Raw genomic sequence first — 25,668 nt, forward strand, 5'->3', positions numbered from 1 at the left:
ACACGCCGGCGTCAACGCCGGCCTACTAACTACGATTTCCAACTAAAAATCTCTCCACCAAACCCGGGGCTTGACAAACTTCTTCTCGCATCTGAAGACCGAGTACTACCACCACCACAGCTTTGCCAGCCGGCTGGCCGCTAGGACCGGGGTCATGGAATACATCGAGTCCTGGTACAACCGGAAACGGCCCAACGCAAGGGCCGGCCACCGGTCACCAGCGGCAGCTCTGACTGCCTACGAAGCCCGCGGCCGGGAACCCCTCGCCGCGTAACCAAGAAACAACCGAACTGTCTCAAGAACTTGACGTGCGCAGTGTTGCATTGGTTCCCGGTATCGTGATCGCTTCAACTTCGCTGCTGCTGCTTCACTTAGGGTTTTCTCGTGGTGGTGTGGTGAGCAGAGCCATTGCAGATTAGTGAGGCTGTGATCGTCGTTGTTGATGATGTGGTCGCACTCTTGGCCTGCCTCAGTGCACCGAACACCTTCAGTGATCCATTGGCACTGACCGTTTGCTCTTGCCTTGACTGTTAGCCGTATTGACTTCCAATTGCCCGGTAATCGAGCGGCTCTGCCGGTTTGCCACGGCATATTTGGTTCCCTTCGTCGTGTGGAAAAAGCACCGGGAGTGAAAATGGCACTATGCCAAGGGAGTGCCTTGCGCACTCTTCGGGGGCGTATAGGCCTGGGTGTTGAGGGTGAAGGCCTGCCAATGTGTGACCGACCTTCACCCTCGTTCGTGTTGCCGCCGAGTGCCCGTTCTGGGAAAGGTGTTTCCTTCCAATGGTTATGTCCCGGGCAGATTTGTCGGACGGCTGGCGCTGGCGGATCTTCGCACCCTGAGAGTCTTGGGGCTTCTCACCATCGTTCGGCACTTGCCTTGTGCAGTACGCCGTGACGTTGACGCCGTGCATGTTGGGTTACCTGACTACTACTTGTGCACCTTCGCGCACTGTCTCGCGCTGGTGTGCTCGGGCTGCGGTGCGGCGGCGGTCGCTGTGTTCCTTTGGTGTTGCGAGCTTGAGGGTCACGCCGTCATAGGCTCCGCGTGCAACGTCGATGAGTGTAAGGTCGGCGTCGTCTTTCGCGTCCTGAGCGAGCTTCCTGATGGCGTAGGTCGTGGCGAGCTGGTCACGGTTTGCGACGGGCACGCCTTCACCGATGGAGGGTTTCACCTGTTCGACGGTTGCCGCTGGCAGTTCGATGACGGGAAGGATCGCGTTGAGTGCGACGGGGATCTCTCCGCTGTATGTGGACTGGTAGATCGACGCGGCTTCTCCCATGAGTGCGAGGGCTGCGCGGGCTTCCTGTAGGGCTGTTCCTGAGTCGTTGTTGATGTTGGATTCCGGGTCGAGTGCTGCCGCTCCTGCTGGGAGTTTCTTAGCTGCGGTGGTGAGCCGGCGGATAACCTTATCCACGGCTGGCCCGATGTCGTTTGCTGCGTCTTCCAGGTACTTCGGGAGGGAACGGCTAACGGCGTCGGTGTAGCTGCGGTTGAACGCTGCCGTGAGTGCTTCCCGGGCTTGTGCTTCCTTGATCTGGTCGAGCGCTGCGGCGTACCACTCATCCGGGTCTTGGTCGGTTGCGAGCGCTTCGAGGGCGAGCCGGTGAGCGGTGGAGTGGACGGACTGACCCTCGTTGTTGACAAGGGCTTTGATGTCGAGGGCGCGGGTTGGTACGGCGAGCCCGAACACCCTGTATGTGTCGGCGATGGTCTGGAACTGGGTGTGCTGGTTGGTCGGCTTGCGATTGAAGATAGTCATTTCTGGGTATTCCTTAGAATCGGGGGAAGTGGTTGAAAACGTCGTCGGCGTCCGGTGTGGACGTTGGCAACGGTGGTTCTGGTGTTCCTTCGGCGTCGAGCAGATCGAACTGTTTTTGGAGGAAGTCGCCGCCCTTCGCGGTGCGGGCTTCCTTCTGCTCGGCTGTTTCGTGTTTTCTGGCGCGTGCTGCGCGGATCTCTGCTGCGCGTTGCTCGCCTGCTGCGATGAACGCTGATTGGATGTCGTCTGACATGGTTTAGCCCTCCTGAGTGGGTGCGATTGTGAAGCGGTATCCGGTTACCCGCTGGTCTGGGTTGAGGTGCATTCCGCAGCCTGGGGCGCGGTGGTGTGTGCTGCCCGGGGTGAATGCGTTGGTTGCTGCGCTGTGCTCGTGAACACCACGGCAGTATGGGCAGCGGACTTTGCAGAACTTGTCTCTGATGACTAGAACCTCTGCGGTTGGGATGGTGGTCATGCTGTCTCCTGCACTGTTTCTAGGGCGTCCACGATTGCGTCTGCTACGCGGATTGCGTCTGCTGCCGGCAGGACCATGCGAAGCCTTCCAGCGGCGAAGATGACGACTCCGGGCTCGGTTGCTTCTGGTCCGGTGAGGATCGCGGGGTGGGCAACAGTGCGGCGTCCTTCTGAGATGTTCCGCTTGTAGTTCTCCGGACGGCTGGTGAATACGGCGCTCATTATTTGCCCTCCCGCTTGTATTCCAGGTAGGGCTGGTAGTCCTTGTTGAGAATGGCGGTTGCGATGCCGGCGAGCTTCTCGAACGTCTCCGGGTAGCCCGTGAGGTTCCACCCACCGCATACCCCGTGCGGGCTTGCCATGTCTGCGTCCCCACGCTCTACCGCCGTTGCATGTAGGTATCCGAGGTATCGGTACTGCTCATCGGTCACTAGGCGCGGCCAGGTGAACGGCAGGAAGATGTTCCCGCCGAAGTCGCCGCGTGTGTATGCGAACGTGGCGCTCATGATTCCTCCATGCAGTCGTGGGCGAGCATTCGAGCTTCGGCTGATTCGCAGCGGCGCTTCCAGTAGTCCGCTTGGGTTTCTAGGTAGTGGCAGCGTTCCCAGAGGGCGGCTGCGGCTGCTGCTGTGGGCCAGCCTTGTATCTGCTTGTCGGTGTAGGCGTATCCGGGCATTAGTGGTTCCCCTCGTGTGGCTTTGCGGGTTCGTATGCGGCTCTGAGTGCTGCTAGCTGGCTCTCGGCGAGTAGCGCCCGGTTCTGCCATCGGCGGGCTTCCTGGTGCTTCTGCTTGGCCTTGTCCAGCCATGCGAGGGCGCAGGTGGTGAGTTCCTGCCGCGATAATCCAGTGAGCGGTGACGGTTCCTTGCTGAGAGCGGGTGCTAGGTCGGTCACTGGGTGCCTCCTGCGCAGGTGAAGCAAACAGAGGGGCGCGGTTCCGGGTGCAGTGTGCAGACTGTTTCGGGGACGGTTTGACCGGCTGGACCGGTTTGGCCGGTTTGTTTTAGGGGTACTGGTCCTGAACCGGTCCGAGTGATTTGCATTCGCTTCCATGCGTGCTCGAATGCTGTGCGAGGGTAGCCGCGTACCTTCTCCGCGTTCCGGTCTGAGTGGATCTTGAACGCCTGGACAAGCATCCGGCCCATGCGCTGTGTCGTGAGTGCTTTACCAAACGGGCTCACGTCTCCCCACATCTCGGGCGAGTGGTCCGCTAGTTCCGCTGCTAGCACCGTTGAGCTTATGAATCGTTCATCACGCCATACCGCGTGAATGTCCTTTAGGAGGACGACTGCCGGGGGTAGCTTTGAGAGTCCTTCGTCTCGTTCCATCTGTACCTCTACGATGTCGCGGCGGATGAGTTCGTCAGCGATGGCCGGCCAATTACCACCGGCAACGACGGCAACCCGCTTGAGTGGATTCCATTTCTCTTTCAGGCGTCCGGTACAGCCTTCTGGGAGTTCCGGACGTGCTGCCCGGATCGCGTCTCGTTCCAGCTCCGTGCTAGCTGCTAGCGCTTCCCCCAACTCGATAGCTTCCGGCTCGATTTCTTCCCAATCGGTTGATTCCGCAGTGCCCTCGAAGTCAGGCATCAGAAGGACTCGAATACAACGTGAGCGGGTGTCATCCGGCAGTTGTGGCGCGTTCCCTGCCATTGCTACGGGGGAGAATGTCGGCATTTCCTTTACGTCCCACTCCCCGCCCTTGCTTGGCACTAGGACCGGTCTGGTAGCTCCGCGCTTGTAGCCGCTATTGAGGATTGCTAGGAGGTCTTCTACGCCCGGTTTCTTCGGGTCAAGTGATCTGTCCACTTCATCTATCAGGATGGTCCGGATCCCCTTATCGATCATTCGTGCCAGTAGCGCGGATGAACTGAGGGAAGCGGCTTGAACCGGGGCGAACGCTAAGCGGCTCATGTGTTCGAGGACGGTGGTTTTCCCGGAACCGGGCATGGTGGAGTCGATCTGAAGTCGGGGGGTCGAGTAGGTCTCGAAGCAGACGTAGGTGTGTGCTGTCCAGAGGGCCAGGAGGTCTATGTCCAGGTCGTCGGATACGCAGATGAATCTGGCGTACCACTTCCGGACCGCTTCGAGAGTGTCTCCCAGTATTGAACCGGCCGAACTGGTCCAAACGGTAGAACCGGTCTCATCGAGCCCTGATATTGAACCGGCCGAACCGGGCAGAGTGGTTGAACCGGTAACTTCTGCCCATTCGTTGTCTGTTAGCGGTGGAGGGAAGCTCATGCTTTCACCGCCGTGTATCTAGGGTCACCCTTGCGCGGGATGTAGGAGGATTCCGGCGAACGCCTGTAAGCGTTGACTTCGATCATGGCGGCTGCACCCTGGGCTACCTTCCGGGCGTGCAGCTCGGCACCTTCGAGGGCGTAGAACCGCCGTGCGGCGTTCTCTGCCTGCTGTTCCTGGGTTAGCTCCGCTGCGGCGTACCCGGCGAGATATCCGGCGGTATAGCCCGCATCGTAGGCGTCGAATTCCCGCAAATTGAGAGTGCCGGCTGGTAGACTTGAAGAACCATCTCCCGCCAGAGAGAATTTGTCAGCCGCCTGATCCGTTGGGCGGCTTTTCTCTTGCTCGCTCATCGGCCACCACCACGCAGCAGGACGGCAATGCGGTCCAATTGGTCTGGTCTAAGTGGTGGACATTCAGAAACGATGCGCTGTATATACGCTTCGAGATTCGCGGCGGCCAATTCACGCCGCGCATTCTCAATCTTGACCGGATCGCCTTTGCGTGTTGCCACGCCTACAGCGGATCTGGCTTTCAGAACCGGAGAGGGCATAAAAATAGCTCCCATGTGAGAGGCAACTAAAAGTTGCTTTTCACTGGGAGCTGTTAGGCTACTTCCCTCTCATGAGGGCCCTGTATTGGCGGAATCCGAGGCAACCGCAACCATGTACTACAAACACTACCAGAACAACTAGCTTAGGTACGTATCTGAATTATCGGGCGTGTCCGCTTCGCTCCTGCCAGCGCTTTCAAAGTGGCCGTCAGCATCCAAACGTCATTGCGCGTCGTCAGCGTGCCGCACTTAGGGCAAGTGAGGCTCAACGGCGCGGCGGGCTCGTCCTTATGCTGGATTCCCCAGTGCGGGCGGTCCTTCAATTCTTTGGGCATCGTGTATAGGAGCTTCACCTCGTCCTGCTTGACCGCGAGTGAAACGGAATAGCCGGTGAGATGATCCGCACACTTTAGCGGAATGTCAGCTATTCGGTCGATGGATTTCTTCACCTGCGACTGAACGAAACTCACAATTCGGGCGTCCCTGGCGAACAACCGGTAATCAGCATTCTTCTCATCGATTGCGGGGAACCATCCGTCCATGAATGAGGTCCCGGGCTTCGCATATTTACTACTCATGCTGCTTTCCAATCGATTCGGACCCGCTCGGGGTCAAACTTACGCGGCGCCGGTTTCCCTGTCGGCACGATATGAATTGTCATCAAGGCATCAATCACGGCCCTCTGATCTTCAATGCCGGCAGCGTTCCACCATCTGCGCACTTCCTCGGGTGTTCCTGTCCGGCCTGCCAAGATGTTCGCGCCGCGTAAGTTTGCCAGCTCGTTCTCCGTCGCTTCGAGATCCTGATTGACCCGGGCTGTGATGATTCCAAGTTGTTTGGCGCTGATTTCTCCCCCGGCGAAGCTTGCAGCGGCCTCATCCAACCGTGAACGCAGCGTTAGCGCCTTGTTCCGTAGTTCTGCGGCCGCTTCATCCGCCCCACGCCCGCCAAGCCCTGAGATGTTCTCCGGGCGGCTGAGAACGCCTATAACGACTTCTGACATCATCTCTTCGAGCGGTGCAGCGTTCTGGAAGGCGTGCCCTCCCCCGAGTTCCTTGCACTTGTAGTAGTACACCTGACCGCGAGGACTGGACCGGCTAGAGGTTTTCATCGGCTCTCCGCACTTTCCGCAGCGGATGAGGCCAGCGAGTAGGTGCTTCACTCTGCTCCCGTTGTGTGTGAGCCTGGATGGGTTGCGGACGATTGCGGATACTGCCCGCCATTCGTCCTCAGTGATGATTGCGGGGAATATGGAAGCACCCATGATTTCGCCGTGATAGGCAGACAGTCCGGCATTCGTGGGACGTAGGAGCGTGTTCCTAACGGCAGTGCTGGTCCACTTCTGCCCGCGCCGTGTGGGGATGTCCCGGCTGTTCAGATCCTTCACGATGAAGCCGATACTGCGACCTGCCAGAAAGCCTTGCACGGCGTTACGGATCTCCGCTGCTTCTGATTCTTCGATGACCGGTGAGCCGTCGATGATGCGCCAACCGAACGGGACCGGCCCGCCACTGAATGCGCCGTCCTGGGCGAGCTGCTGCTTTTTCCTAACGATGCGCTCGCTCTTGTGCTCCGATTCGTACCGCGCCCATGCGCCCAATGTGCGGGCAACTGCGCGGCCCGAAGGTGTGGAGAGGTCGATCTCTCCCGCCTTGACGGTATGCGTAACGACGCCGTTCTGTTCGGATGCATCTATGTAGGTTTCAAGCTCGCGGGGCGAACGGTGGAGCCGGTCAGTGTGCCAGGTTAGGACACCACGGACACGGCCCGCCTTCATCTGATCGAGTAGCTTTTCGTACTCCGGGCGGCGTTTCCCTGAATATGCTGAGATGTCGTTATCCACATAGAGGCGCGTAACGTTCCATCCGAGCTTCGAGGCGAGTTCCCGGCAGTCCTGCTCTTGCCGTTGCACACCAAGCCCCGCGCCTTCTCGGTCCCGCGATATTCGGCAGTAGATCGCTGCTGACACTGCGCTTTTCTCCATGTCCCTAGTCTACTTTCTTGTAGGTACTTGACATAGAGAACACTGGAAATGTTGTCGCCGGCCAGCAGCGGGAGCGTGCATATTTTCGTGACGGCGTCGTGAGCACTATTGGCGTGGACGCTACACATCCCAGGGAGGCCCGAATTAAGCGCGATGAGCATGTCAAGGCTTTCGGCTTCACGCACCTCACCAACGATCAGGCGATCGGGCCGCATACGGAGTGCTTCCTTCACGAGGCGGCGCAACGGGATCTCCCCGTGACCCTCCAGGTTGGGTTGCCGGCACTGCAGACCTACGACATCGCGCAGAGGAAAATGAAGTTCGAATATCTCCTCGACGGTCACGACCCGTTCGCGTGACCCGATACTGGCACCAAGGCAATTGAGCATCGTTGTCTTGCCTGCCTGGGTTGCGCCGGAGACCAGAATGTTCAACCCGCTATCCACGGCGGCGGCCAGGAATCTTGCTGCCTGCGGGGACAGGGTTCCGAGCTCGACCAGATGATCGAGGCGAGTAGCACGTGAGATGAACTTCCTGATGTTGACTGCCCAGTGGCGGCGCGTGACGTCCGGAATTACCACGTGCAGTCTCGACCCGTCAGGCAGGGACGCATCGACGAATGGCGAGGAGAGATCAAGTCTGCGGCCGGACGATTTGAGCATCTTCTCGACGAGGTCACGCACCTGCTGTTCGGTGAGAGTCAGCGACGTGAGCTCCGATTCACCCGCCCGTGCGACGTATATCTCCGATGGTGAGTTGATCCAAATTTCTTCAATCGCGGGATCGTCCAGCAGGGGTTGCAGCGCTCCGTAGCCTGCAACTGCGTCGAATACATGGCGCCTCGCCTGTTCCAGATGCCCAAGGGGAGGCAGGGACCCAACGAGCGACCGCTCGTCGTAGTCGTTGACCGCAGCTTCCACAAGACGCCGGACTTCCGACCCCTGCAGCGCAGGATCAAGACCACGACGACGGATGAGTTCTCTTACCTCATCCTCAACAATGCGCACTGCATCCATAGTTTTCCCCAAGGATTCGGCATGCAGGCGGGAGACGCACGCCGGAGACTGTCAGACTGTTATTGCACGACATAAAGCTTGTTTACCTGCCTCAAAGCGTAGGTCAAACCAAAACAACTTACCTAGCCCGATGAAGAGCCTGTGGAGAACTATGCCGCCGGCTCGTCACATTTGTCCCTCTCGTTCCATGTAAAACGCAGGTACCCGTCCTGGGAAACGCCCGGCCTCTGCCGGGGCTTGCACTATCTGGAGATTTCCCCGTGATAGCTTCCCGCACCTCGAAAACCTTTGCACTTTCTTCGCTCGTCGCTCTTGGCCTCCTCGCCGGGATGACGCCCGCGGTCGGAATTGAAACGCCCACGACGGCGCCCGCGGCTCCTGCCGACATCGCCACCGCTACCGCGCCGTCGGCTCCCGCAGTGCCTTCAACTGATCTCCCGGAAGTTGAAGCGAGTACTCCCGCCACCCCAGGCGGCATAGGCAACGTCGGAAATGGCGCCTACATGGGCCAGGGGCTCGAGCGGTTACAAGCAGGGCTAACCCCTCAAACCCGGATATCACCGGAACGTCTGGATGAGCTCTCGCAAGCCGAATCCGGCAGCGCTGCCACCTCTCCTGAAGCAGCCGCAGCGCCTGAAGCCGAACCTATGGCGGGATCGTGGCGGCCACCGGGCATTCAGGGTATGGACGTCAGCGCGTATCAGGGAAACGTCAACTGGGCTACCGCTTGGGCGCAGGGGGCTCGCTTCGCCTACGTCAAGGCCAGCGAGGGGACGTTCTATAAGAACCCCAACTTCAATCAGCAGTACAACGGTAGCGCCAACGTAGGTATGTACCGCGGCGCTTACCATTTCGCCATGCCGACGCTCACATCCGGGCGGGAACAGGCCAATTACTTCGTCGATAACGGCGGCGGCTGGTCTTCAGATGGGAAGACGCTTCCACCTCTGTTGGACATCGAATACAACCCGTACGATGCGAAAACTATGCCGTCGGGCCGAGGTGACACCTGTTATGCGATGTCTTCGGCTGAGTTGATCTCCTGGATACGCGACTTCTCAAACACCATCAAGGCACGAACCGGGCGACTGCCAATGATTTACACGGCAACCAACTGGTGGAACTACTGCATCGGCAAAACGACTGCATTCGCAGACCACCCCCTGCACGTCGCCGCCTATAACGAGGTCGGTGCTGGTCCAGTCCCTTCTGGCTGGAAAACATATTCTTTCTGGCAGTACAGCTCCACTGGTCCTTTCGTGGGCGACTCCAACGTGTGGAACGGCTCCGCTGCTGGTCTTGCCGCCTTCGTCAGGGGTGCCGCTCCGGCGCCCACAACGCCGTTCAAGGACATCTCCACGAGCCAACTGTTCTATAAGGAGATGGTCTGGCTTGCCAAGACCGGAATCTCCACCGGCTGGAAAGAATCCGACGGAACCCGCACCTACCGCCCGCTGCTGCCAATCAATCGCGACGCGATGGCCGCTTTCATGTACCGCGCTGCAGGCTCGCCGCCGTACACTGCGCCCAAAATATCGCCCTTCAAAGACGTCAAACCGGACCAACTGTTCTACAAGGAAATGGCGTGGCTCGCCGAAAAGGGGATCTCCACCGGCTGGACCGAAACCGACGGAACGCGTACCTACCGGGCACTACAGCCGATCAACCGCGACGCCATGGCCGCCTTCATGTACCGCCTGGCAGACTCACCGTCCTACACCCCGCCGAGAACCTCGCCCTTCAAAGACGTCAAAACGGATCAATTGTTCTACCAGGAAATGGCGTGGCTCGCCGAAACCGGGATTTCCACCGGTTGGACCGAAACCGACGGAAGGCGTACCTATCGGGCACTACAGCCGATCAACCGCGACGCCATGGCCGCTTTTATCTATCGCTTCTCGAATCGATGACGCAACGTCCGTGACTCGTGCATGGCGTCTGGAACCGGGTACCGTTTCGCTGGTGAACAGCCGGCCAGAGCTCTCAGATCAGCGGCGGTCCTTTATGATCCGTCCGTAAAGCTCGAGGAGGGTTTGGACGCCAACGCTTACATCGTGATGCTGGGCGATGAAGGCGGCACCGTTTTGTCGGCGCGATGCGATTTCCGGGTCGGCGAGTATCTCGATGGCTGACTGCGCCACCAATTCCGGACTTGTGCCGCCAAGGCGAACCAAATCCGGATAGAAATCACTGGAAGCGCCGCTCACAAGCGGAACGCCGATCGACAGCGCCTCCAGTTCGCTGGCGGACAGGATGCTCGACATCTGACCCACGACGACGGCGGCCGTTGCCAGCCACGCTTTGTACTCCTCGTAGGACATTTTCGGGACGAGCTTCACACCTGCGCTGCGTGCCGCTTCTGCATCCCTCCCCCAATCAACACCGAGCACTTCGGCGCCAGGGCACTCATCCAGGATTCGGCGCGCAACGTCGATTTGAGCTTCGCCGCCCTTTACCTCTTCCCAGCGCGACGCAAAGACCACTCGGTTACGCGTCGGCGACCAGCGAGGGGCCCGGTCCGCTTGGACTGGAACGGGAAAATAAACGGGCTCGGTTCGCGCGTTCAGGTTACGCACGTGCGGCAAAAGATCTGGCGTCGAGTAGAGAATTGCTGAAGCATGCTGGGCACCGAAACGCAGCTTGTCGCCCCACCCGTCATACTGACGGCTTCGGACATCCGTGCCATGCAGGTGCAGTATCCAGGGCCGCCGCACCCACCGCATATGAGGAGAGAGTCCTCCGGTATGTAGGTGGACCACGTCCGTCTGCATGCTTCTGAGCGCGAGCATTCCGTCCCACAGCACCGGACGAGCACGCAGTGCGGGATGCTTCAAGGGTCCGGTCCATACTTTTCTGTAGTACCAGGGGATGTCCGTGGTACTCCAGCTCAATCCTGATTCATTGGCGGAATCCACAAGATTACGCGCCGTACTCGCGGCGTCATGCACGTGAAGGGCCCTGACCTGCGGCGTCGACTCATTCATGGTTGATACCGGCAATTGTCTTGACGGCTCGGGACCAGGCACTGCTTGTTGCTTCTGCGCTCAACTCCCCTGCTGCCGAGTGGGAAGCCTTCTTCCACTGAGACACTTCGACCGGTCTCATTTTAGTCAAAGCGACCGCGGCGGACTCTGCATCGAATCCCTTCGCAACCATTCCTACTCCATATCGATTCACCAGCGCGCGCATCTCGGGAGAAGGTCCTATGAGAAGAGCAAGCCGAGCCTGGATGAATTCGAAGAGCTTGTTGGGTAACGCGTGTTCCATGTTGAAATTGCTCGGCGGACATAGGTAGAAACCTATGTCGTAGTCCTGCAGCATAGGAACTATCTGTTCGAAAGAAACCGGCGGCCGCATACGCACCGCACCATCGGGCACTTGGGAGGCTTTCTCCCCCAACTCCACAATGTACCGTTGCTCGCCTGGCACAAGCACGAGGTCCAGAGTTGCGGTACCGGGTCGGATTTCGTTGGCACGTCGAACTGCCTCGATCATGACTTCGATCTTTCGCCCACGTCCGGCAGCCCCGGTGTGCACTAATCTGAGTGGCGATTGAACCGGAGTTGGACTGAACCGGTCGTCGAAGGACGATGCGTTCGGCACCACAGAGGGCTTTCGGATGCCGTAGACGGAGGCATATTTCTCCGCTATCCCGTCAGCCACTGTGGAAACAGAATCCGCTTTCGTGACGTACCGCCGACATGCCCAATCCATGAACGGCTTCATCATTAGACGCCACTTCAGGTCATCGTCATTTTGTTTCGGCGCGTACTCGTGGAGATCGGCATGAATCCCCTTCTGGGGCTTCAGCGACACAGCCAACGGCACGGCCAGTACGTCGTTTGCAACTATGACATCTACGCTTCCCGAAGGAACGCGCTCCTGCACAAATTTGACCTTGTCGGCACCAAAATAAAGTTGTTCGTGGCGACGTGCGCTGAGATTGAATCCCACACGGGATCTGCTGGCGTGCCAGGCGGGAAACGCGCCCGGCACCTCCACATGCTGCACCACCCCGTCCGGGGCGGGGCCGTAACCGCAAGATAGTACGTCCGCAAACTCACGAAAAAGCCGAATCTGCCTGAGCACCCGCGGATCGCGCGCTATATGGGAAAAGGAAAGAACAAGAACTCTCGGGCGAGTCGCACCAGCTGAGCTGTTAGTCGGCATTAGTTCACTCTATCGATTTGGGTAGCTTCCGAGCGGCATTCAGACGTTGGAAGACATTAGTCAATGGCAGCAAGAGTCTTCACCGCGTCGATCCACGGTCCAGTGACTTTTTCAGCACTCAGATCGAACGCGGCGGCATCCGCATTCTTCTTCATCACGGCCACCTCCTCGGCAGTGAGATCCACAAGCACTCGTGCTGCCGACTCTGCGTCGAAGGCGTCGGCCACCTTCCCTAGTTTGTACTCATTCGTCACTCTCGCCATTTCAGGTGAGGGACCGATCACGATGGCCAACCGAGCCTGAATGAACTCGAACAGCTTGTTTGGGAGCGCATGCTCCATATTGAAGTTGCTGGGTGGACACAGATAGAAACCGACATCATACTCCTGCAGCATCGGGACGATCTGGTTGAACGGCACGGCGGTCCGCATGCGAATAGCGCCGTCGGGTACGGTCGCTGCCTTACTTGTCAGCTCGTCGATATACCGCTGTTCGCCCGGAACGAGAACAAGATCCAGCGTCGCTGTACCCGGATGCATTTCGTTTGCAAGCCGAACAGCGTCGATCATCACCTCGATCCTCCGCACCCTGCCAGCTGCACCAGTGTGCACGAGACGCAACGGCGATTCGACGGGAGTGGGTTTGATCCCATCGACGTAAGCAGAGGCGTTTGGCACCACGGACGGTTCGGGGATGCCATAGGCCGACGCGTATTCCTCGGCAATGCCCTTCGACACGGTGGACACTGAATCGGCCTTTGTCACGTAATTTCGGCATGCCCAATCCATGAGCGGACCTACCAGCAAACGCCACCGTCGATCATCTTCACCCTGCTTCGGCGCATATTCATGCAAGTCTGCATGGACACCCTTCCGCGGACGCAATGCCAGAGCGAGGGGAACTGCGATGGCGTCATTCGCCACAACGACATCAATGCTGCCCGGAGCTATATGATCACGGACAAAACGCACCCGTTGTGAGTGGAAGTACAGTCTGCTGTGCAAGCGCGCAGCTAGCAAAGAAGCTACTTTCTTATAGCTAACACGCCAAGACTTGAAACTGGCGGGAACCTCGATATGCTCTATGACGCCCTCCGGCGTTTCGCCATATCCGCACGACACCACATCGGCAAACTCTCGAAAAAGCCGTATCTGACGGAGCACCCGTGGGTCTCTGGAAATCGGCGAAAACGACAGAACCAAGATGCGCGGCCGTGGGGTATCGCGCCGTTCCTCAATCAATTTCATTCCTCCGGTCGAAAGTCGAGTTGCGGTTGATGCTCAGGCAAGTCCGGCGAGTGCAGCCTGCCTCGCAAAATCGGGCATCGATGCGATGACCTCGGTGAAAGTCCCCTGGGCTGCGAGCCGGCCATCAGCAAAGAAGAACACAATGTCGCTGTCCTTGATCGTGGACAACCGGTGCGCGACCGTGATCGTTGTTATGCGACCGGCAAGGTTCCTGATGGCATCTGTAACGGCTGCCTCGGTGGTGGTATCCAAAGCGCTGGTTGCCTCATCCAGAACCAGTACCACGGGGTCGGAATAGAGCCCGCGCGCAATACCCAGTCGCTGCCGCTGTCCTCCGGAAAGCGCCATTCCCCGCTCACCGGCCGCACCATAGATGCCGTCCGGGCGGGCTTCTACCGCGTCAAGCATTTGGGCTCGCTTCAATGCTCTCCTCACGCGATCGGGATCGACCTCTTCAGCGTCCCACGTCAACGCGACATTCTGAGCAATTGATGCATCGAAGAGGGACACTTCCTGCGGCACGTATCCCACACGCGAGCGCCAAGAGTGCAACACCGTACCCATCGGCACACCGCCAACGAGCACTTCACCGCTACTCGGCAGAAGCAGGCCTAACAGAAGATCAATCAGGGTCGACTTTCCAGCGCCTGAGGATCCGACGACGGCAACGCGAGATCCTGCTGGAATGCTCATATTGATATCGCTGAGCGCCGGAACGTCGGAACCGGGATAGGTGAACGTTACGTCTCTGAGCACGACATCAGGCACGCCTTCGGGAAGGTCGGATTGATCAGGTGACTCCTCGTCTTTCGCCCGTGCCTCAGCTTCCTTGATGTCCGACAGCACTTGTTCTGCGAACGGTGTGCTGGAATGCACTGTCGAGAGAATCGACTGGAACCGCGTGAGCGAGGGAACGATCCGGAAGCCCGCTACACCAAACAGGGCGATGGAAGCGAGAGTGTTGGTTACAGGGTCAATCCCGGCCGGGCTCGTGACCATGCCTACTACGCCAACCAACAGAAATCCGCCAATCAAAGCGGACTCCAGCACAAATCGAGGCACCTGTCCGAGGAACAACGCCATAGAGCGGGCCTGCGACGAGTGAATCCTGTTGTCGTGGACCGCTTTCTCGACGTCCTCAGTTGCACCCTTGAGCGTGACCTCTTTGAGGGCACCCATTGCCTCGGTGATCAGGCGCACGGTGCGCAGGGAGAACTGGCGGTTTCGACGTCCGTTGGCGACGGCACGACGGGAAATTCCTTGAGACAGGAATAGCGCTACAAGACCAAGGTAAATTATGGCGGTGATCGCAGTGATCCAGTTGCTCACCAGAAGTACGACGACCACGGCAAGTACTGAAACAATCTCTCCCGCAAGGCCCATAGATGGCATGAGAACACCAGAAACGGTGATGGAAACACCTGAATCGACGGACCGCACAAGTTCCGACGAATTGCGCTTCAAACGGTCAACCCAGGGCGCTCTCATATAAGCGGCAAGCAGCCGGTCACCGATTGCAACTTCGTGTGCAGCAAAGCGTTTGGTTGCAACGCGAAGCAAGAGGACATTCAACGCGCTTTTGACAATCACCAGCGTGCAAAAGATCACGAGCACTACGGCGTAGTCAGCGACCGAGTCAATCGCTATGGGCCCCACACTGATGGAGTTCTCAGTGATAATGCTCGAGAGCGTTATGGCGAGCAGGCCGAGTGCGACTATGTCGATCAGCGCCAGTGAGGATGAGAGAACTGCGTAGCGGATGAGGAAGCGACGCGCGGAGTCGGGTAGTACGCGTAGTAGCCGTTGATTGATCTGAATCAGTGATTTCATAGTTAAAGAAAGACTAACTCAGGAGCCTGCCGGGTAATCGCGGCGCCCGTTCTCGGGTAGCTGTTCCTTCTTATTCAACTCCCAGACCTTCGGCGTCTCATCAAGCGCGAGCCGCCGTGCCAGCTTCGTCACTGCATCTTCCATGCGGCGGTGGCGCTGGGCACTGGAGGCGACAAAAACCATGAAGCTCACAATGAGCGCATAGAGAACGAGGTCCGTGCCCCTGCCAATCCCAAAAGCCTGCGCAATTTTGGTCAGCACGACGGGGAAGAAAATCGAGAAGACCGCCACAAGCGCAAACGCCAAGAGCATGATGCGACGGATTGCCAAGTGGCGGGCGTTCGCGCCACCGCGCATCAACGCCAGCGCCCCCAGGGCGACCGCCAGCACAAGTACTGTCTGAACAATGAAAAGCATGATTACCTAAAAAAGAGATCGGCCAGGATATTAACACCGTTCAGCAGCGACTGGCCTTTTGATTTCGAGTACTCCGTGTACACGATCTCAACCGGATGCTCGACGATGCGCGGTCTGATTTGGGCGAGTTGCTGGATGAGTTCAGAGGCGTGAGCCATGCGATTCTGTGCCAGATGCACTCGTTTGATGATCGAGGCATCAATCACGCGGAGACCATTGTGAGCATCGGTGAGTTCCAAACCGGTGCTAAAGCTGGACTGAACCGCTGCTGTGCGGAGCACTAGGCGTTTCAGTGGGGATATCTTCGTGCGGCGGTCCAGGAACCTTGATCCGAGCACGACCTCCGCCTCCCCGGAGCGCAGGCGCTCGAGCATTGCTACAGCATCTTCGACTCGGTGCTGGCTGTCGGCATCAAAGGTGATGACTGCCTCTAGTTCTGGATCCTGCAGTGCGTATTCGAACCCGGTCTGCAGGGCCGCGCCCTGACCGAGATTGAACGGATGCTCAACCACAACAGCGCCGGCCGCCCGCGCCACGACCGCCGAATCGTCGCTGCTGCCGTCGTCAACGCAGACGACATATGGAAATGAGGGAAGCAGACCCTCGATCACCTCACCAACGACGGTTGCCTCGTTGAACATAGGCATCACGATCCACGTACGACTCACCCGCCAAGTATCCCATAGCGCGAAGCAGGCACATGGCCGCGCGAATATCCGCCGCCGATTGCTCTTGTATCGTTGGTTCAAGTTCTTCTGACGAACGGACCGGCGCAGAAACGAATCCCAGGAGCTTGAATGTCGTGGTGGCAGGTACTGCCTGTAGTCCTGGGCGCCGTGTGCCTGATCCTCCTACCCGGATACCTCATAGCTGTGGCCTGCGGGGCCAGGGGCTTGAGCAGAATTGGATTGGCGGCGCCTCTGACCACGAGCGTCGTGTCGATGTCAGCGATCGTCGCGGGGATGCTAGGAGCAAACTGGTCCATCTTGTGGCTGTTGATTCCAACAATCCTTATTTCTGTCGTTGGCTTCGTGATCGGGCGTGTCGTCGACAGAAGCAGAACACACAAGACGTTGAGAACGTTCTCTCTCCCGAGACCTAACCTTCGCTCCACTGTGGTGGTTCTCGCGGTGAGCCTTTCCGGGTCAATCATCGGGTGGCACCTGACTCAGCTGTTCGGCCGCCCAGAAAGCGTTTCGCAGACGTACGACGGCGTCTTCCATCTGAACGCTCTGCGCTACATTATGGACACCGGAACGGCATCCTCGCTTACCTTGGGTGGCATGCCGACCGGAGGCGAGAACCCCTCCTTTTACCCAGCCGCCTGGCATGGTCTCGTTTCGTTGCTCATTCAGGCTACGGACACCTCGATTCCCGTCGCCGTGCATGCCGCCAATATCGCCGTTGCTGCGATTGTCTGGCCCATCGGGTGCATCTTTCTTTGCACCCGAATAACCGGTCATCGTCCAATTCCAGTGCTGGTGACAGGGGTACTAGCAAGCGGATTCAGCGCCTTCCCCTATCTGCTTCTTGATTTTGGCGTCCTCTATCCCAACTTCCTTTCCGTCGCCCTGCTTCCCGCCTGCGTTGCCCTTGCCGCTATGGTCCTGCGAGTGAGCAGCGACAACCGCCAGCCATGGACGGTCAGCTTCCTCGCGCTTTTCGCGACCCTCCCGGGCCTCGGGCTCGCGCATCCCAGTACTTTGATGGCCCTCGCTGCCCTGTTCCTCCCTCTCGGCGGTGTTGCGGTGGTTCGCCACTGGCGTCAGCTCAACCGCCGGAGAGCACATGCCGCCAGGTTCATCCCGTCTTTGGCCGGCCTTGTCCTTTACACCACTGCCGTAGTCATGCTCTGGCAGGAACTCCGTCCCAGCGAAGCGGCGTCGAACTGGGAGCCTTTTCTGACGAATGCGCGTGCGGTAGGGGAGATAATCGCCGTCGCTCCGATGGGTGCGCCTGCGGCGTGGATGATGATGTTCCTGACCCTCGCTGGCCTGCTGCACATCGTGCTGAGGAGGGGAACCTGGTGGGCGTTCGGTCTCTTCCTCGTGACCGCTTTCCTCTTCGTCGTCGCTTCCTCTGAGCCGGAAGGGGACTTCAGGACGCTCATTACCGGTGTCTGGTACAACGACAGTTTCAGGCTCGCAGCGCTGTTACCCGTTACAACTGTCATCCTCGCCTCGATCGGGGGCTCATGGATCGTTACCGTAATCGCGCAGCGCCTCCAGGAACGGGGAAAGGTGTTGGTGCTTCAGCACAATCAACCACGCCTCACCACGACGGTCCCCGCCATCGCGGCCACGATCACTGCGGTCGCTGTGCTGGTGCCCCTCGTTCAAGGCGCCTCCATCGATCTGCCGATTCGTGAAGCCCACAGGAAGAACTATGCTCTTACCGAGGAATCCGCCCTTTCCATTGATGAACGCACACTGATCGGGCGTCTCCCCCAGCATGTGCCCGACGACGCCGTCATTGCCGGCAACCCCTGGTCTGGAACCGCGTATGCCTACGCACTATCGGGTATCGAAGTTCTCACCCCGCACCTTGGGACCACCGGAGCGCCTGAAAACCTCCAGCTGCTCATGGAACTGAACCAGGTGTCCACCAACCCGGCTGTCTGTTCGCTCCTGCAGACCACCGGCGTGGAATACGTCCTCGAGTTTCCGGGCAAGGAGATCCATGCAGGAGACCACTTCTATCCAGGCGTTGAGGATCTCTCGGGCCAACCGGGGCTGACTGTTCTGGATTCAGAAGGAGAGGCAACCCTGTACGAGATCACGGCTTGTTAGGGCTCGCCCCCACGTTACGGCCGATCCCGTAACCTGGCGACGACGTCTCCTACCGGCCCGTCCATCACAATACGTCCGTGCTCAAGCAGCACTCCGCGCTCACAGATCTGCGCAACAAGGTCAAGATCATGGCTCACCACGACGAGAGTCCTCCCCGCGGCGGCCAACTCCTTGATTTTGGCTATGCACTTCTTCTGGAAAGGTTCGTCACCGACCGCGAGTATCTCGTCCACAAGGAATACTTCCGGATTGGTGTGCACCGCTACCGAGAATGCCAGACGCAGGTACATGCCCGATGAATAAAACTTCACCTCGGTGTCAATGAACTGGCCGATTTCCGAGAATTCGACGATGGAGTCGAACCGCTCTTCTATCTGGCTCTCACTCATTCCCAGAATGGCACCGTTCAGGTAGACGTTATCCCGACCGCTGAGATCAGGATGGAACCCTGCCCCCACCTCGATCAGGCCGGCAACCCTCCCCCGGGTGAGCACCGTACCGGTATCCGGAAGCATCACACCGGAAATGTGCTTCAACAGCGTTGATTTTCCCGACCCATTGAGTCCGAGCAACGCGACCGTTTCACCCTGCTCGATCTGAAGGGAGACTTCGTTGAGGGCATAGAACTTCTCGGAGAGATCGCCCTTGCGGCCTTTCATTAGCCAGACGAAGGCTTCCTTGATGGATCGGGTGTGTCTCAACACAAACTGCTTGGATAGGTCCTGAACCTGGATAGCGGTACTCACTTACAACTCCTGGGCAAAGCGCCCTTCAAGGCGCCGGAAGGTGTACTGACCGAGCAGGATGACCAAAAGGGCCATCCCCGCTGCCACCGGCAGCCACAACCCGAAGAGGTTCGGTGGGACGGTCGTCGCGGCGTCGGTTGCCGCCGTCGTCGTCGGTTTCCAGAACGCGAAGTGAAACAGCTCCACGGCAATGGTGAGCGGATTCGCCTGGTAGATAGTAAGGAAGCCGGTGCCCAATGTGTCGCGAACCATCGTCCATGAGTAGAGGACCGGGGACGCCCAAGTTGCCACCATCAATAACATATCGACAAAATTTTCCGAATCTCGGAAATAGACGTTTGCGGCGCCGAAAAACAAACCAAGTCCCGTGGCCAGCAGCGCGACGATCAGGAAGCCCGCAATCGCAGCGGCAATCTCGAAGAAACCCGGGGTCCACCCCGTGAAGAGACACGCGGCAAGCAGAACCACAAGCTGCGGGACAAAGTGCACTGCGGAAACCCACACAGAGGCTACCGGAAACAGTTCGCGGGGCAGATAGATTTTCTTGATCAGTCCACCGTTTCCTACGATCGAACGAGAAGCATTTCCAAGGGCCTCGGTAAAAAAATTGATGAGGATGATTCCGGAGAAGAGATAAATCGGATAGTTCTCAGTGTTCCGATTCATGCCGAGGAAGACACCTAGTGCGAACCAAAAGACTACGAATTGCACGCCCGGCTTGACGTAAGACCAGAGGAGACCCAGCACCGATCCTCGGTAGCGGACCTTAAGCTCCTTGGCGACAAGGAGCTTGAGGAGGAACCGCGATCGCAGGACATCCTTTAAGCCGCGCCCGAAACCTGGCGCAACCAGTTCCGCGCTCAACCTCCCTGGCTCTTCTGGGAATGCGCTTCGAACGTCTTCTTCCACGACTCGAACGAAGTCAACTCGGGCAGCGCCGCGCGGTACTGTTCCCTCAGGCGTGGCCAGTTCCGCAGGATTTCCGCGTTGAGACGGGCTGATTCCGCCAGCATCGCCCGCAGCTTCTGCGGATCCCTCTGGTACCAGGAGGCGCCTGTGCCCTCAGCGTTCGATACCACCGCACTGTCGTACTGTGACATACGCCACCATTTGTTATCTTGGTGCGCGACAACAGCTTGCGGGCGTACCTTGCTCGACTGAGGCACAGGTTTGCTGAGCTGGCGTGCGATCGTCTTGGCTGCCCATGGCACCAGCTTAATGTAGGAGGGAGCCGCGAATCCCTGTCCATGTCGCGGGGGCTTATCCATCTTCGCGCCAGGGAAGGCGTCTGGATCATCTCGAAATTGGGAGTCAGGATACTCCTTGGCCATCGCCCGTATTTCCGGCAGCTTCGTCGGAAGGATGTCGTGCAACTGTGCCGGACCCTTCAAAACGTCCTGTAGCGCTTTCACCCGACCCATCGCTGTGAAATACTGCATGGAAATCAGGTGCTTGATGTCCATATAACCGGACTCCCGAACTACCCGGCCGCCGTGCTCATAAGGGCTATGAATCAATGCAGCAATCATTCGGTTTCGGGTGTGGAAATACGCCTGCCAACCGACAAGGTCATCTTTATCTATCCATGAAACATGCCAGACGGCGGAACCAGGCATCGATACAGTCGGATACCCTGCTGCTTTGGCTCTCAGCCCGTATTCGGCATCATCCCACTTAATGAAGACAGGCAGGGAAAGCCCGATATCGCGGATGGTAGCTGTCGGGATCAGCGACATCCACCAGCCGTTGTAATCGACATCCACTCGCCTGTGCAACCAGGGAGTCTGACGAAGGTTGGAGCGCACGAAATCGTGCCCAAGGATTTGCTCGGCGACAGGCTGGTCCGGCTGGAAGCGCCAAGGGTTTACGGTCTCGCCGAAGGTGTGGAGAACTGTCCGGTTATAGAGGTCGAACATGTGGCCGCCCACTATGGTGGGAGACTTGCAGCGATCAGCGAAAGTGAGGAGTCGGGAAATACTCTCAGGCTCCATGACTATGTCGTCATCGAGCAACAGAACGTAGTCGCTGCCGTTCTCGACGGCTTCATACATTCCCCTCGCGAAGCCGCCTGACCCACCAAGGTTGGCTTGGTCGATGATGCGCAACTTCCCTTGAAGCGCTGCCCTCACCCCGGCGAATCCGGGCTCAGCAGCGACCTTGCTGGTGCCCTGGTCAACGACAAGAACCTCCTTGAGATTCTCGAGACTCGTTGGATTCTCGGCAAGTATCCTCAAATTGTTCAAGCAGAAGTCCGGCTTGTTCAGAGTGGTGATCTCGAGGGTTACCTGTCCGGCGGCTTTGCCCAGAGCAGGCGCCTGCCATTGAGCCGACTCAAGGACGAAGTCCTCGGCTGCCGCTACCAGATCGAACCAGTACCACCCGCCGTCGCCGAACGGTTTAAGGGAAAGTTCGAAAGTCGTCGTGCCGGCTTCTCGCACTCGCTTGGTATCCACATGTTGCAGGGATCCTCGGGCGTTGGATTTATAGACGCTTATACTTCCTGCACCGGAGGTAGCGACGCGGAGTCGGACATCCTGGACAGATGTCCAGCGACGCCAATAGCTGGCAGGGAATGCATTGAAGTAGCTTCCGAAGGAGACCCGCTCGCCGCGCCTGATCGAGGTCGAGTGCCGGGAACGAAAATCTTCAGCGTGAATCTCCTTCGCGCTTCCGAAGCTGCTCTGCGAAGCTTTGTCAGTGAAAGCGCTACCATCCATAGTGTTCAGTTGGACGCTCAGTGCGCTGCCAGTGTCGAGATACAGCGGTGCCGTGTCAACGTTTGCTTCGGTGGGAAGGATGATTCGTTGAATCGTCTCCCACTGCGTCTCTGTATCGGTCGCTGGGTCCGTGGCCATACTCACTGTGCTCATGCGTCGATTCCCCCGCTTTCGAACTTTGCACCGCCACCGAAATGCGGCTTGATCTTGTTATCGAACATTGACAGCGCCGATCCGATGGCCATGTGCATGTCGAGGTACTTGTATGTGCCAAGGCGTCCACCGAACAACACCATGTTTTCATCCTTCGCGAGGTCGCGGTACGCGAGGAGTTTTGAGCGGTCGGACTCCGTATTCACCGGGTAGTAGGGTTCGTCTCCCTTTTCGGCGAACCGTGAATATTCCCGCATGATTACGGTGGCATCCTTAGTGTAGTCGCGCTCCGGATGGAAGTGCCTGAACTCGTGGATGCGGGTATACGGGACGTCTTCGTCCGGATAGTTCATGACAGGACACCCTTGGAAGTCCTCCATCGGCAGGACCTCTTCCTTCAGGTCGATAGTCCGCCAGGACAGATCGCCCTCAACGTAGTCGAAGTACCTGTCAACAGCCCCGGTGTACACCACTGGGATCCGCCCCCTGGTGGCCGCCCGAGAAAACTGATGACCATCGTCAAAGAAGTCCGTGTTGAGTTGCACGCTGATATTGGGGTGTGCCGCCATACGTTCTATCCAAGCTGTATAGCCGTTGACCGGAAGTCCCTCGTACTTGTCATTGAAGTAGCGGTTGTCATAGGTATAGCGAACGGGCAGCCGGGAAATGATCTCGGCTGGGAGGTCTTTAGGGTCGGTCTGCCATTGCTTCCCGGTGTAGTACTTGATGAAGGCCTCATACAGCGGTCGTCCAATGAGCTGGATGCCTTTGTCGTTCAGATTTGCCGGATCTGTTCCAGCCAGCTCGCCTGCCTGCTCCTGAATCAACGCTCGTGCCTCGGTTGGACCCATGGACGCACGGAAGAACTGGTTGATAGTGCCCATATTGATCGGCATGGGGTACACCTCACCTTTATGGCTCGTGTACACCTTGTGCTGATAGCCGGTGAAATCAGTGAAGCGGTTGACGTAGTCCCACACCCGTTCGTTCGAAGTGTGGAAAAGGTGCGCGCCGTAGCGGTGCACTTCGATGCCTGTCTGCTTCTCGTTCTCGCTGTATGCGTTACCACCGATATGGTGCCGACGGTCAAGGACCGCAACTTTGAGTCCGAGTTCCTCGGCAGCCCTCTCGGCAATTGTCAGGCCGAAAAAGCCGGAGCCTACGACGACGAGGTCAACGTTCACAAAGTCTCCTGGATTGGATGAGCAACTGCACACAGGTATCCCTGCCCGGTCTAGGTTACCCGACCGGCCATTGGCATGCCGACGTATCCCATGCCGAACTACAGTGGTCTCATGCGTCCCAAGATCCTTTGTATTTCCTTCTCAGATATCCGGGCAGATTCGAGGGTGCTGCGCCAGGTAGCAGTTCTAGCTGAGTTCGGGGACGTCACTACGGTCGGGTACGGGAGCAAGCCGGAGGGTGCTGCACATCACCTGGAAATCGACTCGGACATGCCCTCACTGCCGCAAACCTTTTTTGGCGTGGCGCTTTTGGCGGCCCGCTTGTATTCACTGGTCGAGTTCCGCGCTCCCGCAGTGCGGCGTGCCCTCGATCTCGTTGACGGCAAGTGGGATCTCGTTGTGGCCAACGAAGCTCGCGCACTGCCGCTGGCCCGCCGAATTGCAGGTCCCGAAACTCCCGTCTGGGGGGATATGCACGAATGGGCCCCGGAAGAACGCGTTCATGTCTTGTCCTGGAAGCTGCTCATCAAGCCATTCATGACATGGGTATGCGCTCGGCACCTACCACGAATGGCGGCGGTCTCTGTGGTGAACGACTCAATTGCGGCTCTCTACCGCTCAGAGTTCGGAATCGACACCGTTACGGTACGCAATGCCCGCCGGTTCACCGACCTTACCCCATCGATGATGCGCCCTGACGTGATCCGACTCGTGCACAGCGGAGCCGCGGTGCCGGGTCGCAACCTTGAAGGGATGATGGCGGCTGCCGGCATCCTCGGATCCGGTTATTCCCTGGATTTATACCTCGTGCCCGCTCGCGACGGCGGGAAATATAAGGCGCAGCTAGAAGGTCTTGCGGAGGAGTTTGGCAATGTGCGACTGCTTCCACCTGTGCCGCCGGATGACCTTCCGGAAGTTCTCAACTCTTACGACGTCGGAATATTCAGCCTTCCTCCGAGGACACGCAATCACGCCTTGATGCTGCCCAACAAGTTTTTCGATTTCGTCCAGGCAAGGTTGGCAATAGTATTCAGTCCATCGCCTGAAACGTCTCGCCTCATAGAGGAATTCGAACTAGGGGCTATCGCCAGCGACTTTTCTCCCGAAGCGTTGGCCGACGCTGTCTTGGCACTAAGCCGGACAGACATCCAAAATTGTAAGCAGAGTGCACATCGCCACGCGATTGCTCTGAGTTCGGCGACCGATGAACAGGTCGAGCGTAGCCTGCTCACCTCGCTGTTGACACGAGCCGCATAGGTTGGTGCCGGTTTGGAACTAGAGTGGAACCCATGCAAATTCTCAGCGTCGTGGGTGCACGCCCGCAGTTCGTGAAGCTGGCTCCCATTGCCTCTGCTCTGCAGGGTAAGGCAGATCATCTCATCGCCCACACCGGTCAGCATTACGACGAGCTCATGTCAGATGTCTTCTTTCAGGATTTGGGTATTCCAGCTCCTGACTTCAACCTAGCGATCGGTTCGGCGACGCACGGGCGCCAGACCGGCGCAATGCTCGCTGGCCTCGAAGAAGTCCTGGAAAAGACCCGTCCTGATTGGGTGCTGGTATATGGGGACACGAATTCGACCCTTGCAGCAGCCGTCGCGGCGGTGAAAATGCATATTCCAGTCGCGCATCTCGAAGCGGGCTTGCGCTCGTTCAATCGCAGAATGCCAGAGGAACACAACCGTGTTCTCACTGACCATGCGGCCGATCTTCTCCTTGCTCCGACAGAAGTCGCAATGGAGCACTTGGCGACCGAAGGGCTTTCGGATCGCAGCGTATTAGTGGGCGACGTCATGACCGACGTCCTCTACCTAACCAGAGACGCCGTCGCTGCAAGGGAAGAACCTCTCCCTCAAGGTGTCAGCACCGGTAACTACTACGTCAGCACCATCCATCGGCCGGACAACACAGACAGTCCTGACCGACTTTCAACAATCCTCAACCAGCTGTCGCAGTTGGACAAGCCCGTGCTCCTTCTCGCGCACCCTCGTCTGCGTTCCCTAGCGGAAAAGCACGGGATAGACCTCGAAATAGGCGGCCTTCGAGCAATTTCGCCGCTCGCCTATCCTCAACTTGTCAATGCAGTACAGAACTCAGCGGGCGTGGTTACGGACTCCGGCGGCCTGCAAAAGGAAGCGTTCCTCCTTCGTGTGCCTTGCACCACGATAAGACCGGAGACCGAATGGGTGGAAACCGTGAACCTGGGCTGGAACGTCCTTGTCTCAGAAAACCTAGACCAGTTGGGTGCCGCCGTCGCCCGACCCATGCCGGCAGCGACTGACGCTGCGCCATATGGAGAAGGTCTCGCCGCGAACCAGGTAGTTGCTGCCCTTCTCAATGGGACGACATCGGCCTGAGAACGCCGATTCGACGCCGTCGTCTGTT

General features: G+C 58.3%; 24 protein-coding genes and 2 pseudogenes. 5 read left to right on the forward strand and 21 right to left on the reverse strand.

The window, feature by feature from the left end:
* Positions 1-76: 76 nt before the first annotated feature.
* A pseudogene (locus tag Q0877_RS03935) lies at positions 77-274 on the forward strand (IS3 family transposase); the annotation flags it as partial.
* 646 nt (positions 275-920) lie between these two features.
* On the opposite strand, the gene Q0877_RS03940 reads toward Q0877_RS03935, so the two are convergent.
* From Q0877_RS03940 to Q0877_RS03990, 11 genes and pseudogenes are all read right to left on the reverse strand, one after another.
* Positions 921-1,763 carry a hypothetical protein gene (locus tag Q0877_RS03940; RefSeq protein ID WP_299165899.1) on the reverse strand — a complete coding sequence of 281 codons (843 nt, stop codon included), beginning with the start codon at positions 1,761-1,763 and terminating at the stop codon, positions 921-923.
* Positions 1,764-1,776: 13 nt separating this feature from the next.
* Positions 1,777-2,016: a hypothetical protein gene (locus Q0877_RS03945; RefSeq protein ID WP_299165901.1), complete on the reverse strand. Its 240-nt coding sequence runs from the start codon at positions 2,014-2,016 to the stop codon at positions 1,777-1,779.
* 218 nt (positions 2,017-2,234) lie between these two features.
* Complete coding sequence (locus Q0877_RS03950) at positions 2,235-2,459, reverse strand: hypothetical protein (RefSeq protein ID WP_299165903.1); 225 nt, start codon at positions 2,457-2,459, stop codon at positions 2,235-2,237.
* Positions 2,459-2,743: a hypothetical protein gene (locus tag Q0877_RS03955; RefSeq protein WP_299165904.1), complete on the reverse strand. Its 285-nt coding sequence runs from the start codon at positions 2,741-2,743 to the stop codon at positions 2,459-2,461. Before Q0877_RS03955 ends, Q0877_RS03950 begins: the two co-directional genes overlap by 1 nt.
* Positions 2,740-2,913: a hypothetical protein gene (locus tag Q0877_RS03960; protein ID WP_299165906.1), complete on the reverse strand. Its 174-nt coding sequence runs from the start codon at positions 2,911-2,913 to the stop codon at positions 2,740-2,742. Before Q0877_RS03960 ends, Q0877_RS03955 begins: the two co-directional genes overlap by 4 nt.
* Positions 2,913-3,131: a hypothetical protein gene (locus Q0877_RS03965; RefSeq protein WP_299165908.1), complete on the reverse strand. Its 219-nt coding sequence runs from the start codon at positions 3,129-3,131 to the stop codon at positions 2,913-2,915. The genes Q0877_RS03960 and Q0877_RS03965 overlap by 1 nt, the downstream gene beginning before the upstream one ends.
* Positions 3,128-4,477 carry a DUF3631 domain-containing protein gene (locus Q0877_RS03970; protein ID WP_299165910.1) on the reverse strand — a complete coding sequence of 450 codons (1,350 nt, stop codon included), beginning with the start codon at positions 4,475-4,477 and terminating at the stop codon, positions 3,128-3,130. Before Q0877_RS03970 ends, Q0877_RS03965 begins: the two co-directional genes overlap by 4 nt.
* On the reverse strand, positions 4,474-4,830 hold the full coding sequence (locus Q0877_RS03975; RefSeq protein WP_299165912.1) for a hypothetical protein: 357 nt from the start codon (positions 4,828-4,830) through the stop codon (positions 4,474-4,476). Before Q0877_RS03975 ends, Q0877_RS03970 begins: the two co-directional genes overlap by 4 nt.
* Positions 4,831-5,173: 343 nt before the next feature.
* Positions 5,174-5,608, reverse strand: coding sequence for a hypothetical protein (locus Q0877_RS03980; RefSeq protein ID WP_299165914.1), 435 nt, complete (start codon positions 5,606-5,608; stop codon positions 5,174-5,176).
* Positions 5,605-7,014, reverse strand: a complete 1,410-nt coding sequence (locus Q0877_RS03985) for a recombinase family protein (RefSeq protein ID WP_299165916.1) — start codon at positions 7,012-7,014, stop codon at positions 5,605-5,607. The genes Q0877_RS03980 and Q0877_RS03985 overlap by 4 nt, the downstream gene beginning before the upstream one ends.
* 41 nt (positions 7,015-7,055) lie before the next feature.
* Positions 7,056-8,030: pseudogene (locus tag Q0877_RS03990) on the reverse strand (CpaF family protein); the annotation flags it as partial.
* Positions 8,031-8,533: 503 nt separating this feature from the next.
* Between Q0877_RS03990 and Q0877_RS03995 the strand changes: the two are divergent.
* Positions 8,534-9,940 carry a lysozyme gene (locus Q0877_RS03995; RefSeq protein ID WP_367182121.1) on the forward strand — a complete coding sequence of 469 codons (1,407 nt, stop codon included), beginning with the start codon at positions 8,534-8,536 and terminating at the stop codon, positions 9,938-9,940.
* A 78-nt stretch (positions 9,941-10,018) separates the two neighbouring features.
* Here Q0877_RS03995 and Q0877_RS04000 read toward each other — a convergent pair whose 3' ends face one another.
* The 6 genes from Q0877_RS04000 to Q0877_RS04025 are packed head-to-tail and all read right to left on the reverse strand — an operon-like array spanning position 10,019 to position 16,335.
* Entirely contained in the window at positions 10,019-11,014 is a 996-nt protein-coding gene (locus Q0877_RS04000; protein WP_299165918.1) for a glycosyltransferase family 4 protein, read from the reverse strand.
* Positions 11,007-12,200: a glycosyltransferase family 1 protein gene (locus Q0877_RS04005; RefSeq protein WP_299165920.1), complete on the reverse strand. Its 1,194-nt coding sequence runs from the start codon at positions 12,198-12,200 to the stop codon at positions 11,007-11,009. Before Q0877_RS04005 ends, Q0877_RS04000 begins: the two co-directional genes overlap by 8 nt.
* Before the next feature lie 56 nt (positions 12,201-12,256).
* Positions 12,257-13,447 (reverse strand): glycosyltransferase, encoded by a 1,191-nt coding sequence (locus Q0877_RS04010; RefSeq protein WP_299165922.1) that lies wholly within the window; start codon positions 13,445-13,447, stop codon positions 12,257-12,259.
* 33 nt (positions 13,448-13,480) lie between these two features.
* On the reverse strand, positions 13,481-15,277 hold the full coding sequence (locus Q0877_RS04015) for an ABC transporter ATP-binding protein (RefSeq protein WP_299165924.1): 1,797 nt from the start codon (positions 15,275-15,277) through the stop codon (positions 13,481-13,483).
* An 18-nt stretch (positions 15,278-15,295) separates the two neighbouring features.
* Positions 15,296-15,694 carry a DUF2304 domain-containing protein gene (locus tag Q0877_RS04020; protein WP_299165926.1) on the reverse strand — a complete coding sequence of 133 codons (399 nt, stop codon included), beginning with the start codon at positions 15,692-15,694 and terminating at the stop codon, positions 15,296-15,298.
* Positions 15,695-15,696: 2 nt separating this feature from the next.
* Complete coding sequence (locus tag Q0877_RS04025; protein WP_299165928.1) at positions 15,697-16,335, reverse strand: glycosyltransferase family 2 protein; 639 nt, start codon at positions 16,333-16,335, stop codon at positions 15,697-15,699.
* Between the two features lie 156 nt (positions 16,336-16,491).
* On the opposite strand from Q0877_RS04025, the gene Q0877_RS04030 reads away from it, so the two are divergent.
* On the forward strand, positions 16,492-18,483 hold the full coding sequence (locus tag Q0877_RS04030; RefSeq protein ID WP_367182122.1) for a DUF6541 family protein: 1,992 nt from the start codon (positions 16,492-16,494) through the stop codon (positions 18,481-18,483).
* 14 nt (positions 18,484-18,497) lie between these two features.
* Here the strand turns inward: Q0877_RS04030 and Q0877_RS04035 are convergent, their stop codons facing one another.
* From Q0877_RS04035 to glf, 4 genes are read right to left on the reverse strand one after another with little or no spacing between them, the layout of a single operon-like run.
* Positions 18,498-19,229, reverse strand: coding sequence for an ABC transporter ATP-binding protein (locus tag Q0877_RS04035; protein ID WP_299165932.1), 732 nt, complete (start codon positions 19,227-19,229; stop codon positions 18,498-18,500).
* On the reverse strand, positions 19,230-20,093 hold the full coding sequence (locus Q0877_RS04040; RefSeq protein WP_299165934.1) for an ABC transporter permease: 864 nt from the start codon (positions 20,091-20,093) through the stop codon (positions 19,230-19,232).
* The gene (locus Q0877_RS04045) at positions 20,090-22,099 is read right to left on the reverse strand and encodes a glycosyltransferase (protein WP_299165936.1); all 2,010 of its coding nucleotides are present in this window, start codon (positions 22,097-22,099) and stop codon (positions 20,090-20,092) included. Before Q0877_RS04045 ends, Q0877_RS04040 begins: the two co-directional genes overlap by 4 nt.
* Positions 22,096-23,283 carry a UDP-galactopyranose mutase gene (glf, locus tag Q0877_RS04050; protein WP_299165938.1) on the reverse strand — a complete coding sequence of 396 codons (1,188 nt, stop codon included), beginning with the start codon at positions 23,281-23,283 and terminating at the stop codon, positions 22,096-22,098. The genes Q0877_RS04045 and glf overlap by 4 nt, the downstream gene beginning before the upstream one ends.
* Positions 23,284-23,553: 270 nt before the next feature.
* On the opposite strand from glf, the gene Q0877_RS04055 reads away from it, so the two are divergent.
* A complete protein-coding gene (locus Q0877_RS04055; RefSeq protein WP_299165940.1) occupies positions 23,554-24,540 on the forward strand; it encodes a glycosyltransferase in 987 nt (328 codons plus the stop codon).
* 32 nt (positions 24,541-24,572) lie between these two features.
* Entirely contained in the window at positions 24,573-25,640 is a 1,068-nt protein-coding gene (wecB, locus tag Q0877_RS04060; protein WP_299165942.1) for a non-hydrolyzing UDP-N-acetylglucosamine 2-epimerase, read from the forward strand.
* Positions 25,641-25,668 lie beyond the last annotated feature (28 nt).

The organism is uncultured Arthrobacter sp., assembly GCF_947495145.1.
GTDB lineage: Bacteria > Actinomycetota > Actinomycetes > Actinomycetales > Micrococcaceae > Arthrobacter_D.